This is a genomic window from Lentzea sp. NPDC036949 (assembly GCF_055608075.1).
Map to the genome: position 1 here is coordinate 205,324 of NZ_JBVJRA010000004.1, position 11,868 is coordinate 217,191.

The following is an 11,868-nucleotide window of genomic DNA, read 5'->3' on the forward strand; positions in this document are numbered from 1 at the left end:
GGTTTCAACGCTTTGGGACGTCTTACGGCCTGGAGACGTGGCCGGTGGGCGGAGCGAAGCGGGGATTCGACGTGCCTGGATGAATGCGGGCCACGCTGGTAAACGACCGGCCCGCTGCGCGCCGCCGACGGCGGCGCGTTGATCCCATAAAGCTGAATTCAGCAGCGACTGACACGACTGGTCGGAGGCTACGCTTTCTGACCGTAGTGTCAGACCTACTATGATGAAACTTCTTCAATCGCTTGATAGATCAAAAGTGGACATACCTCCAATGCGGCGTCGAGAGCCAACTCAAGAGGCACCGCAGTGGCAGCACTGTCCACATTGAGATGCCGGACCCAGCTTCCTGGATGATAGCGAGCCATCATTGAGAGCGCATACAGGATCCCCCACCAGGAAACCAGAGGATGAATGGGAAGACTCTGACCTAGAGGCGCAGGGAAAACCCACCTTTCCTTCGAAGATCCATATTCCCGAGTTCGAGACATCCAAAACTTTCGAGCATCGCCGTCTTCAGGGAAATCCCAATACCTAAGAATCGTTGCGCGTAGAGGAGAGCCGGGCTCGACATACCAAGGTTGCGCGCGCGCAAGATCCTCCCCGGGATCAACGTCCTTAAATCCAGACAAAGTTGGGTAATTTCTAATCAGTTCAGTTATGTCATCTTTTGTTACGGATTCATCGAGAAAACGATCAGGGATCCGTCCCAGACGACAGAGCATTCCCTCAGTGCCGGCCGACTGCACTGTCACCGTTAGGACATTCGGAACCTGCTCTTGTCCTACTAGCGGATAGTCCTGGAGCTCAGGTATGCAGGCCCACAGAAACCGCATATCCACGCCACTCAAAAGCGTGGCAGACCCCAAAAACTCTGCAATCTTTACGAAGCTTCCCTTGCCTTCATCCCGCAATTCTATTTTAGGGAAAGATACGTCTTGAGCAAGGTTGACGGCCTTGATGCCGTGCCCCGACAGCTTCCAGGCATCATTATTACCGGCCGCACTCGTTGCAGCCGCCGCGATAGCTCGCCCAGCCTGACTTAGCCCGTAGAACGCCAGCAGTGGACGCGATGCATAACCCGTGTTTGCCGCAGCAAGGAAAAGTTGCTCAGATTGCTCAAGAGCAGCGCTGAAAACCGCGTGCCGCACACCACTTGTAGCACGCCCAGGCGGCTGATACCGCAGGGCGCGTAGGCGTCTCCAAGGAAGCTGGCCGAGTCGCTTTTGTTCATCCGCAGTGTTCGAGTTGCCAAAAATTGAAGGAATAAGTGGCATCTACACCTCCAAGGTCAGTCGGAGGCTTTTATACCATCATGCAACCTTGTCTGGACGCCAGATTTGAAGGCGTCGGCGCTTGAACCTCGGCCACCACGACCCCGGCTTCACCCTCCGCGTCGACACCCACCTGATGCCGTCCAGCGGCGACAAGAATAGAACGGCCGCCAACGCGCTCCTCAAACCGAAGCGGGCTGACGGCCTGACAAGATCAAGCAATCACGAAAGCCAGGTCAGGAGTACATCGCGAGCCAGATGGCGATGTAGTGGCAGATGGCCGCCACCACGGTCGCCGCGTGGAAGAACTCGTGGTACCCGAACACCTGCGGCCACGGGTTCGGCCACCGGGTCGCGTAGAACACGGCCCCGGCGGTGTACAGCAGCCCGCCGACGAGCAGCAGCACCAGAGCGGCCGCCCCGGCGTGGTGCAGCAGTTCGGGCAGGACGAAGACGGCCACCCAGCCCAGGGCGATGTAGATGGGCACGCCGAGCCAGCGGGGGGCGTGCGGCCAGACCAGTTTCAGGGTCACGCCGGCCAGTGCGCCGAGCCAGACCACCCAGAGCACGACGTGGCCGGTGTCGCGGTCCATCGCCAGCAGTGCGAACGGGGTGTAGGTGCCGGCGATGAACACGAAGATCATCGAGTGGTCGAGGCGCTTCATCCACGTGCGGACGCGTTCGGACTGCCACGTCACGCGGTGGTACAGCGCGGAGACGCCGAACAGGCCCACGACGGTGGCGCCGTAGACGGAGGTCGCCAGTGCGGCGAGGCCGGACACCGTGGAGGCCGCCAGCGCGATGAGCGTGGCACCGGTGGCGACGGAGACTATGAAGGACCAGAGGTGCAGCCATCCACGCAGGCGCGGCCGCAGTCCGGGCTGTGGGGGAAGAGGCGCAGCAGCGGTCACAGGACAACAGGTTACGCCACCGTAGGTTTCCGACCATGGATCAGTGATGAACTCCGCACGGCGTACGCTGTTCGGACGTGGCACTCCGCACGCGTGTGAAAGACGTCGCTATCCACCTCTACGAGTGGATTCTCCGGCGCGAGCTGAGCGGGACGCAGGTGCCCAAGCACGTCGGTGTCGTGCTCGACGGGAACCGGCGGTGGGCTCGGGAGGCCGGGTTCACCGACGTCGCGCACGGGCACCGGGCGGGGGCGCGGAAGATCCTGGAGCTGCTCGAGTGGTGCGGTGACGCGAAGGTCGAGGTCGTCACGCTCTGGATGTTGAGCACGGACAACCTCAACCGGCCGTCCGACGAGCTCGCGCCGCTGCTGGACATCATCGCCGACATCACCGACGAGCTCGCCGCCGACGGCAACCCGTTCCGGGTGCGGCACGTGGGTGCGATCGACATGTTGCCGCGGGAGCACGCCGAGCGGCTCACGACCGCGGCGGCCAAGACCAGGGACCGCACCGGCATCCAGGTCAACGTCGCCGTGGCGTACGGGGGGCGGCAGGAGATCGCGGACGCGGTCCGCAAGCTGTTGCAGGCGCACGCCGAGCGCGGCGGGACGATCGAGGAGCTCGCGGAGGTCTTGGACGTCGACCACATCGCCGAGCACCTCTACACCTCGGGGCAGCCGGACCCGGACCTGATCATCCGCACGTCCGGGGAGCAGCGGCTGTCCGGGTTCATGCTGTGGCAGTCGGCGCACTCGGAGTTCTGGTTCTGCGAGGCGTACTGGCCCGGCTTCCGGCGCACGGACTTCCTGCGGGCGATGCGCGAGTACGCCAAGCGCCACCGCCGTTACGGCGGCTAGTGACCCGCACGCGGAACGGGGCGCCCACGGCGAAGGTGGGCGCCCCGTTCGTGCGTGAGGACGTCAGCCCTCGAAGTTGACGTCGTCGCCGTCCACGATGCCGCCGGCGGCGCAGGTCTCGGTGATGCTCGGCGAGTTCACCGGCACGGCCGCACCCAGCACGCCGACGTTGTTGCCGCAGACACCGACGACGGCGTCGACGTTGTTGCCGTTCAGCACGCTCAGCAGCCCGCCGTTGGACTGGTCGAAATCGGGGGCCGCGGAGGCCATGCCGACGCCGAGCATCATCAGGCCAGCCGCGGCGGCCGCAGCGGCACACGCCTTCTTCAGCATTTCTTCTCCTCGTGAACGGGTGCTACTGCCGGAAACGGTCCAGGGACGCCATCAAATGACGTCCCTGGACCCGGGAATTAACCCGAAGGCGGAAATCAGCCCTCGAAGTTGACGTCGTCGCCGTCCACGATGCCGCCGGCGGCACAGGTTTCCGTGATGCTCGGCGAGTTGATCGGCACCGCGGCGCCCAGCACGCCGACGTTGTTGCCGCAGGCGCCGACGACGGCGTTGACGTTGTTGCCGTTCAGCACGCTGAGCAGCGGGCCGTTCGACTGGTGGAAGCCGTGGTAGTAGTTGTGGTGGCCCTGGTCGTGGCCGTGGTGGTCGTCACCCTCGCCGGCCATGGCGGCCGGGGCGAACGCGAGCGACAGAGCGGCAGCAGCGGCGACCGCGGCGAAAACCTTCTTCACGTCGTTCTCCTTCATGTCGGGTCTCCCCGTCATTTCCGGAGTCTTCGGGGATCTCCGGACGGTGGGGTTCTCGTGCAGAAAAGCTACCCGCGGGAATCTGGCTTGATGCTCCCGTTGCCCCCATTGTGTGACGGCATGATCAACAACATTCCCCCTTCAGGTGGTGTTCGTTTCGCGATTCGGCCGCGACCGGGACGCTGTGGTACACGCTCTACGCTCTCCTGCTCATGGACGCAGGCGAGCTGGTGCGCAGGTACCTGGTGCTGGGGCTGCGGCTCGGGCGGCTGAGGTCGGGGTTCGTGGACTCGTACACCGGCGACCCGGCGCTGAGCCGCGCGGTCGACAACGAACCGCGCCTGGACCCGCGGGCGCTCGCCGGGCACGCCCGGCAGCTGCGCGCGGAGTTGCTGGACTGCGCCGACCTCGCCGACCAGCGCAAACAGTTCCTCGACGCGCACCTGAGGGCGATGGAGTGCAACGCGCGCAAGCTCGCCGGCGAGCGCATCTCGTTCGTCGACGAGGTGGAGCAGTACTTCCAGGTGCGCATCCGCCCCGGTGACGAGGACGCGTACGCGCAGGCGCACCGCAACCTCGACGCGCTGCTGCCCGGTCGCGGGTCGCTGGGCGACCGGCTGGCCGACTTCCGCGAGGAGGACGAGGTGCCGAAACGGCGGCTCCAGGGGTGTGTGCAGGCCCTGTCCAGCGCACTGCGGGACCGCGTGCGGCACCGGTACGCGCTGCCCGAGCAGGAGATCGTCGAGTACCAGGTCGTCACGAACAAGCCGTGGAGCGGCTTCAACTACTACCTGGGCGGCTACCGGTCCAGGGTCGCGATCAACGCCGACATGGGCCACCGCATGTCGAACCTGCCGCACCTGGTCGCGCACGAGTCCTACCCCGGCCACCACACCGAGCACTGCCGCAAGGAGGCCGGGCTCGTCCACCGGCGCGGGCACGCCGAGCAGTCGATCTTCCTGATCAACACGCCGCAGTGCCTGATGGCCGAGGGCATGGCCGACCTGGGGCTGCACGCCGTCGTCGGGCCCGGCTGGGGCCTGTGGACCGAGGAGGTCCTGCGCGACCTCGGGTTGCGAATGGACGGCCGACTGTCCGAAGAGGTCGAGGCCGCGGCGGCCGGTCTGCTCACCGTGCGGCAGGACGCCGCGCTGATGCTGCACGACCGAGGTGCCGACCAGGACGACGTCGTCGCGTACCTGCGCAAGTGGCTGCTGGTGCCGGACCGCCGCGCGCGGCAGATGGTGCGTTTTCTGGCGGACCCGCTGTGGCGCGCGTACACGACGACGTACGTCGAGGGGGTGCGCCTGGTCAGGGCCTGGCTGGACGTCCGCGCGCCCGGTGAGTCGCTCGAGTCCCGGTACCTGAGGCTCCTCGACGAGCCGCTGGTGCCGGAGTCCTTGCGGGCCCAGGTCCGCGAAGGGCTGTCGTGGCTCGCCCGCAACGCCGCCGAGAGCGGCTCCTGACCTGCGGATAAACCTCTGCGACCACGTTTCGTCCAGTTTTCGCGGAGATGACAAGTTCGGATTCACCTGTGTGGCTTCATGCACACGTGGCACTTCCGCAGGTAACTTCGGAAGTGGCGGGACGCGACCACTGCGGACCGCGCAGGGAGGCTCTGATCGTGGCAGACGACGTCGCGAGGGGGCCGGCACCCGGCCCTCGTGGCCGACCAGCCTGAAAGGGCGGGACGGTCGATCAGGGTGGTGCCTGGCCCAGCGAGGAGCGGACGCGGGTGCCGCGTTCGTGAGGGAGTTGCCGTGAACGCACGACGTCCCGCGAGCCGTTCCTCAGGCTCATCGCGCACATCCTCCTCCCGGCGCAAGTCCGCCGCTCCGGCCATCACCACGTATGTGCTGGACACGTCGGTACTGCTGTCCGACCCGCTCGCCCCCACCCGGTTCGCGGAGCACGAGGTCGTGCTCCCGCTCGTGGTGATCAGCGAGCTGGAGGGCAAGCGCCACCACCCCGAACTGGGCTGGTTCGCGAGGGAGGCCCTGCGCCTGCTCGACGACCTGCGCTTGCGGCATGGTCGCCTCGACTCGCCGATCCCCATCGGGGATCTGGGGGGCACCTTGCACGTCGAGCTCAACCACTCCGACCAGGAGGTGTTGCCATCAGGCTTCCGAACGGACTCCAACGACGCCCGGATCCTCGCGTGCTCCCTCAACCTCGCTGCTGAGGGGCGCAACGTCACCCTGGTGACGAAGGACATGCCGCTGCGGGTCAAGGCCGGATCGGTCGGCCTGCCCGCGGAGGAGTACCGGGCGCACGACGTCACCTTGTCCGGCTGGACCGGGATGTCCGACCTGGACGCTCCGCAGTCCCTGGTGGACGGCCTGTTCAAGGAGAACGTCGTCGACCCGGCCCAGTACGAGGGCCTGGAGCACGTCGCCGAGCTGCCCTGCCACACCGGTCTGCGGTTGCTGGCGGGCACGTCGAGCGCTCTGGGCCGGGTGACCGCGGACAAGCAGATCAGGCTGGTGCGCGGGGATCGGGAGGCGTTCGGACTGCACGGGAGGTCCGCTGAGCAGCGGATCGCGCTGGACCTGCTGCTCGACGCCGATGTCGGCATCGTCTCGCTGGGCGGACGTGCGGGCACCGGCAAGTCGGCACTGGCGCTGTGCGCCGGTCTCGAAGCGGTGATGGAACGACGGCAGCACCGCAAGGTCGTGGTGTTCCGGCCGCTCTACGCGGTCGGCGGCCAGGAGCTCGGGTACCTGCCCGGCAGCGAGAACGAGAAGATGGGACCGTGGGCGCAGGCGGTGTTCGACACCCTCGGCGCGCTGGTGAGCCAGGCGGTGCTGGAGGAGGTGCTGGACCGCGGGATGCTGGAGGTCCTGCCGCTCACCCACATCCGCGGCCGCTCGCTGCACGACTCCTTCGTGATCGTGGACGAGGCGCAGTCGTTGGAGCGCAACGTCCTGCTGACCGTGCTGTCGCGGCTGGGCAGCAACTCGCGGGTGGTGCTGACGCACGACGTGGCGCAGCGCGACAACCTGCGGGTCGGGCGGCACGACGGCGTGGCGGCGGTGATCGAGAAGCTGAAGGGCCACCCGCTCTTCGCCCACATCACCCTGACCCGCTCGGAGCGGTCGCCGATCGCGGCGCTCGTCACGGAGATGCTGGAGGACTACGCCTCGTAGTGTCCTGAGTGGACGGAACGGCCCCGCGTTCCCACCGCGCGGGGCCGTTTCCCGTTCTCTGCCAGGACACAGGCCCTAGTCGAGCGCGCGCCTCATGAAGCCGCGCAGACCCAGCCCGCCGAAGCCCGCGATGGCCACGACGAGCACCAGCAGCACGACCGGCAGCGGCATGTGCGGCACCTCCGGCACCAGCTCCGCCCGCATGCCCTCGCTGACGTACGTCAACGGGTTCAGCGCGCAGACCACCTTGAACCACAGCAGGTCGTCGCTCAGCGACCGCCACGGGAACTGCGACGAACCGGTGAACAGCAACGGCGTCAGGATCACCGCGAACATCACGTTGACCCGGCGGGCGGGCACCGACGTGCCGATGACCATGCCGACCGACCCGCCCGCGAGACAGCCCAGGACGATCACCAGCAGCGCACCGGGGATTCCCGACCACTGCCAGGAGACGTCGAGCATCACGAACCCGACCGGCACCATCAGCACCGCGGCGAAGAACCCGCGGATCGCGCCGAACACGATCTTCTCCACCGCGACCAGCGGGATGGAGATCGGCGCCAGCAACCGGTCCTCGATCTCCCGCGTCCACGAGAAGTCCAGCACCAGCGGCAGCGTCGTGTTCTGCAGCGCGCCCAGGAACCCGTTCATCGCGATGATGCCGGGCAGCAGCACCTGCGCGAAGTCGTCCTGGACGTACCCGATGTCCCCCAGCACCTTCGCGAAGATGAAGAGGATGAAGAACGGCTGGATGATGACCTGCGCGAGGAAGCTCGGCAGCTCGCGGCCGGTGACGAAGACGTCGCGCCACAGGATCGCCTTGAACGTGCGCAACTGGCTCACCGCAGCTCCCGCCCGGTCAGGTGGATGAAGACGTCCTCCAGGCTGGGCTTGCCGATCGCCACGTCGCTGACGACGACGTCGAGGTCGCGCAGCACGTTCAGCACCGCCGGCAGCGTGACCGCGGTGTCGGCGTCGGTGTACACGCGGTACATCCCGCCGACCTCCTCGACCCGCTGCGCACCGTCCACCTCGGACAGCACCTGGTTGATCTTCGCAGGCTCGTGGCCGTTCGGGCTCACCGTGACGCTGACGGTGTTGCTGCCGGGCAGGTTCCTCGTGAGCTCCGCGGGCGTGTCGAGGGTGAGCAGCTTGCCGTGGTCGACGATGCCGACCCGGTCGCACAGCTTCGCGGCCTCGTCCATGTCGTGCGTGGTCAGGACGACCGTGACGCCCTCGGCGTGCAGTGCGGCGACGCGTTCGTGGACGAAGAGCCGGGCCTGCGGGTCGAGTCCGGTGCTCGGCTCGTCGAGGAACAGCACCTTCGGGCGGTGCATGAGCGCGCGGGCGATCATCAGCCGTTGCGCCTGACCGCCGGAGAGCGTGTCCACGAGCGCGTTGCGGTGGTCCTTCAGCCCCATGCGTTCGAGGATGTCGTCGGCGAGCTGCTGGCGTTCCTTCGGTCCGATGCCGTGGTAGGCGGCGTGGAACAGCAGGTTCTGCCGTGCGTTGAGCGAGCGGTCGAGGTTGTTGCGCTGCGGCACGACCGCGAGCAGCTGCCGTGCGCGCTTGGAGTCGGCGACCACGTCGACGCCCTCCACGAGCGCCTGCCCCGAGGTGGGGCGGACGCGCGTGGTGAGCACGCCGACCGTGGTCGTCTTGCCGGCCCCGTTCGGGCCGAGCAGGCCGAACACCTCACCGCGGCGGACGGTGAAGCTCAACCCGTCCACCGCCGGCTTTTGTCCTGGTTTGTAGATTTTGCGGAGTTCTCTCACGGAGACCGCGTCGTCCATTTCTCACCAACCCCCTGGCAACGGCCGCCCTTCCGCGAAGCCAGCAGCGGACTGGATGCCGAGAACTGCCTTGTCGTGGAACTCCTCCAGCGAGGTCGCACCCGCATACGTGCAGGCCGAGCGAACGCCGGACGTTATCGCGTCGAGCAGATCCTCCACGCTCGGGCGCGCCGGGTCCAACCGCATTTTCGACGTCGAGATGCCTTCTTCGAACAGGCCCTTCTTCGCACGGTCGAACGCGTTGTCGCTGCGCGTGCGCGCCGTGACCGCCCGCTTCGACGCCATTCCGAAGGATTCCTTGTAGAGATTCCCGCGTTCGTCGCGCTGCAGGTCACCGGGCGACTCGTAGGTGCCGGCGAACCAGCTGCCGACCATGACGCTGCTCGCGCCCGCCGCCAACGCCAGCGCCACGTCCCGCGGGTGCCGCACGCCGCCGTCGGCCCACACGTGCTTGCCGAGCCCGCGCGCCTCGGCGGAGCACTCGGCGACGGCGCTGAACTGCGGCCGGCCGACGCCGGTCATCATGCGGGTGGTGCACATCGCGCCCGGTCCGACGCCGACCTTGATGATGTCCGCACCGGCCTCGACGAGGTCCCGCACGCCCTCCTTCGTGACCACGTTGCCCGCGGCGATCGGCACGGTCGGGCTCGCCTCGCGAACCGCGCGGATGGCGCCGATCATCTTCTCCTGGTGCCCGTGCGCGGTGTCGACCACCAACACGTCCACCCCGGCCTTGAGCAGCGCCTCCGCCTTGGCCCTGACGTCGCCGTTGACCCCGACCGCCGCGGCGATCCGCAGCTGCCCGTCGTCGTCGGTGGCGGGCTTGTAGATCTCCGCCCGCAACGCCGAGAGCTCGGTCAGCACGCCGCGCAGCCGTTGCTGCTCATCGACGCCGAGCGCGATCTTGTGGGTGCTGTGGTGCAGGTGCTCGAAGACGTCCTGCGGCTTGGTGTCGAGCGGCAGCAGGAGGACGTCGGTGTTCATGACGTCGCCGATGCGCGCGAACCGGTCGACCCCGGTGCACGCGGCCTCGTCCACCACACCGATGGGCCGCCCACCGTCGTCGACGACGACAACCGCGCCGTGCGCACGCTTGTGCATGAGGTTGCGCGCGTCCGCCACGGCGTCACCGGTGGTGAGGGTGAGCGGCGTGTCCCAGACCGGGTGCCGCTCCTTGACCCAGGCGGTGATCTCCGCGACGGCCTCCGTGGGCACGTCCTGCGGGATGACCACGATCCCGCCGCGCCGCGCGATGGTCTCGGCCATCCTGCGCCCGGCCACGGCCGTCATGTTCGCCACGACGATCGGGATGGTGGCGCCGGTGCCGTCCGAGGTGGACAGGTCGACGCCGAACCGCGACTCCACGGCGCTGCGGCCGGGGACGAGGAAGACGTCGTCGTAGGTCAGGTCGTAAGAGGGTCGATGCCCTTCGATGAACCGCACGTGCTTCCACGATACGCGCAGCGCCCGGGATGGCCAGCCGCGTCTACGGCCGCCACACGTACGGCGTCGTGGTCGTCACAGCCGTGAACCCGAGTCGTTCCAGGATCGGCCGCGAGTCCTCCGACGCGTCCACCTGCAGGTACCGGACGCCGCGCTCGACCGCGATCCGCGCCCGGTGCGCCACCAGCGCCCGGTAGATGCCGCGCCCGCGCCACCGCTCCAGCGTCGAGCCGCCCCACAGCCCGCCGAACTCGGTGCCCGGCACGACCTCCAGCCGGGCCGACGACACGACCACGTCCCCGGCCTCCGCGACGACGATCACCACGTCCGGGTCGTCCTTGATCGACACCAGCCGGTCGACGAGCGCGCCGCAGTCCTTGCCCCACACTTCGCCGAGGCAGTCGCCGATGCGCCGCAGGTCGGCCTCGGCCCGCGTCTCCCGCAGCACCACGCCGGCGACCTCGACCGGCGCCGTCATCTCCTCGGCGAGGCCGATCAACACCGTCTCCCGGTCCTCGGCGGCGAACCCGGCGGCCTCCAGGCGCCGCGGCAGGCCGGCGGGCCGGTCGTGGGCCCAGGTCTTCCACTCGACCGGCTGACCGCGCCGCGCGAAGACGTCGCGCTGCCGTGCGATCAGGGCGTCCAGCTCGGCGCCGGTGACGCCCAGGTCGGGCAGGCCCGCGACGGTGCCGCCGTGCGGGCCCTCCACCCGGAACACCGGGCCGTCGCGGTGCACGGGGGCGCCGGGGACCGCGTTCGCCCACTCGGCGGGACGGGCCTGGGTGTCGTAGGCGCTCAGCAGAGCGGCAGCGTCGGTCACTGACCCAACGCTATGGGCGCCGGTTCCTCGACCGCACGCGATTTACCGCCCTTGTGCAGCGCGATGCCGCACCCGAGCGTCACGGTGACGACGCCGACCGCGGACGCGAACGTCAGGTCCTGCACGCCGAGCAGCACGGACGCCGCCAGCCCCGCGACCGGCATCAGGCCGATGAGCACGCCCGCGCGGTCGGAGCCGAGGCGGTGCACGGCGAAGTACCAGAGGCCGAACGCCAGCGCGGTGACGAGGACGGCGAGCGACACGAGCGCAAGCGCCTGCTTCGCGTCGGGCACCTGCCAGCCGCCGACGAACGTGCCCAGGACGGACCCGATGACGGCCGCGATGATGCACGTCCAGGTGGCCACGCCGAGCACGCCGAGCCGTTTCACCACACCGACCGCGAACAGCGTGAAGCAGACCTCGCCGGCCATCGTGAGCAGGGCGAGCAGCAGGCCGGGGCCGTGCCACGCGCCACCGCCGGACAACACCACCACACCCGCGGCCACCACCACCGCGCCGACGATCGCGGCAAGCGACCGTTGCCGGGCGAGCAGGGCGAGGGCGATCGGCGAGGCACCCATGACGGCGGCGACGAAACCGGGTTCCGCGTACTGCTGGGCGGCGATGAGCAGGGCGTTGAAGCCGAGCATGCCGGTGAGCACCACGCCGAGCAGCGGCGGGAGGTCGCGCCACGACGGCACCGGCAGCCGGCGCGCGACCAGCAGCAGGATGGCCGCCGCGAGGGCGTAGCGCAGGGCCTGGCCGGTCAGGACCGGGTAGCCGGCCAGCATCCCCGTGATCGGAACCGACGCGCCGACGATCGTTGCCGCTGTCGCTCCCGCGGCCACCCCGAGTCTCATGCACCA

12 protein-coding genes are annotated in these 11,868 nt (G+C 68.4%); 3 read left to right on the forward strand and 9 right to left on the reverse strand.

Going from position 1 to position 11,868, the window contains the following annotated elements:
* Positions 1–218: 218 nt before the first annotated feature.
* Positions 219–1,274: a YaaC family protein gene (locus ACZ7CD_RS13405; RefSeq protein WP_470378969.1), complete on the reverse strand. Its 1,056-nt coding sequence runs from the start codon at positions 1,272–1,274 to the stop codon at positions 219–221.
* A gap of 233 nt (positions 1,275–1,507) precedes the next feature.
* Positions 1,508–2,182, reverse strand: coding sequence for a PAQR family membrane homeostasis protein TrhA (trhA, locus tag ACZ7CD_RS13410; protein ID WP_360386037.1), 675 nt, complete (start codon positions 2,180–2,182; stop codon positions 1,508–1,510).
* A gap of 77 nt (positions 2,183–2,259) precedes the next feature.
* Between trhA and ACZ7CD_RS13415 the strand changes: the two genes are divergently transcribed.
* On the forward strand, positions 2,260–3,039 hold the full coding sequence (locus ACZ7CD_RS13415; RefSeq protein ID WP_360386035.1) for an isoprenyl transferase: 780 nt from the start codon (positions 2,260–2,262) through the stop codon (positions 3,037–3,039).
* Positions 3,040–3,102: 63 nt separating this feature from the next.
* Here ACZ7CD_RS13415 and ACZ7CD_RS13420 read toward each other — a convergent pair whose 3' ends face one another.
* A complete protein-coding gene (locus tag ACZ7CD_RS13420; RefSeq protein WP_360386033.1) occupies positions 3,103–3,372 on the reverse strand; it encodes a hypothetical protein in 270 nt (89 codons plus the stop codon).
* Positions 3,373–3,467: 95 nt separating this feature from the next.
* Complete coding sequence (locus ACZ7CD_RS13425) at positions 3,468–3,782, reverse strand: hypothetical protein (protein ID WP_360386031.1); 315 nt, start codon at positions 3,780–3,782, stop codon at positions 3,468–3,470.
* Between the two features lie 227 nt (positions 3,783–4,009).
* Between ACZ7CD_RS13425 and ACZ7CD_RS13430 the strand changes: the two genes are divergently transcribed.
* Positions 4,010–5,263, forward strand: coding sequence for a DUF885 domain-containing protein (locus tag ACZ7CD_RS13430; protein ID WP_470378970.1), 1,254 nt, complete (start codon positions 4,010–4,012; stop codon positions 5,261–5,263).
* Between the two features lie 387 nt (positions 5,264–5,650).
* Positions 5,651–6,943, forward strand: a complete 1,293-nt coding sequence (locus ACZ7CD_RS13435) for a PhoH family protein (protein ID WP_360386027.1) — start codon at positions 5,651–5,653, stop codon at positions 6,941–6,943.
* A 75-nt stretch (positions 6,944–7,018) separates the two neighbouring features.
* Here the strand turns inward: ACZ7CD_RS13435 and ACZ7CD_RS13440 are convergent, their stop codons facing one another.
* From ACZ7CD_RS13440 to ACZ7CD_RS13460, 5 genes are read right to left on the reverse strand one after another with little or no spacing between them, the layout of a single operon-like run.
* Positions 7,019–7,789 carry an ABC transporter permease gene (locus tag ACZ7CD_RS13440; RefSeq protein WP_360386025.1) on the reverse strand — a complete coding sequence of 257 codons (771 nt, stop codon included), beginning with the start codon at positions 7,787–7,789 and terminating at the stop codon, positions 7,019–7,021.
* Entirely contained in the window at positions 7,786–8,739 is a 954-nt protein-coding gene (locus ACZ7CD_RS13445) for an ABC transporter ATP-binding protein (RefSeq protein ID WP_360386023.1), read from the reverse strand. The genes ACZ7CD_RS13440 and ACZ7CD_RS13445 overlap by 4 nt, the downstream gene beginning before the upstream one ends.
* A gap of 3 nt (positions 8,740–8,742) precedes the next feature.
* A complete protein-coding gene (locus tag ACZ7CD_RS13450; RefSeq protein WP_360386021.1) occupies positions 8,743–10,182 on the reverse strand; it encodes a GuaB1 family IMP dehydrogenase-related protein in 1,440 nt (479 codons plus the stop codon).
* Positions 10,183–10,225: 43 nt separating this feature from the next.
* Positions 10,226–11,002, reverse strand: a complete 777-nt coding sequence (locus ACZ7CD_RS13455; RefSeq protein ID WP_360386019.1) for a GNAT family N-acetyltransferase — start codon at positions 11,000–11,002, stop codon at positions 10,226–10,228.
* The gene (locus ACZ7CD_RS13460; protein ID WP_360386017.1) at positions 10,999–11,862 is read right to left on the reverse strand and encodes a DMT family transporter; all 864 of its coding nucleotides are present in this window, start codon (positions 11,860–11,862) and stop codon (positions 10,999–11,001) included. Before ACZ7CD_RS13460 ends, ACZ7CD_RS13455 begins: the two co-directional genes overlap by 4 nt.
* Between the last annotated feature and the right edge of the window lie 6 nt (positions 11,863–11,868).

What these genes read in the sequence shown, in the direction of transcription:
- ACZ7CD_RS13405 (WP_470378969.1), bottom strand. Translation starts at nt 1,274, where the DNA reads ATGCCACTTATTCCTTCAATTTTTGGCAACTCGAACACTGCGGATGAA.
- ACZ7CD_RS13420 (WP_360386033.1), bottom strand. Translation starts at nt 3,372, where the DNA reads ATGCTGAAGAAGGCGTGTGCCGCTGCGGCCGCCGCGGCTGGCCTGATG.
- ACZ7CD_RS13430 (WP_470378970.1), top strand. Translation starts at nt 4,010, where the DNA reads ATGGACGCAGGCGAGCTGGTGCGCAGGTACCTGGTGCTGGGGCTGCGG.
- ACZ7CD_RS13445 (WP_360386023.1), bottom strand. Translation starts at nt 8,739, where the DNA reads ATGGACGACGCGGTCTCCGTGAGAGAACTCCGCAAAATCTACAAACCA.
- ACZ7CD_RS13460 (WP_360386017.1), bottom strand. Translation starts at nt 11,862, where the DNA reads ATGAGACTCGGGGTGGCCGCGGGAGCGACAGCGGCAACGATCGTCGGC.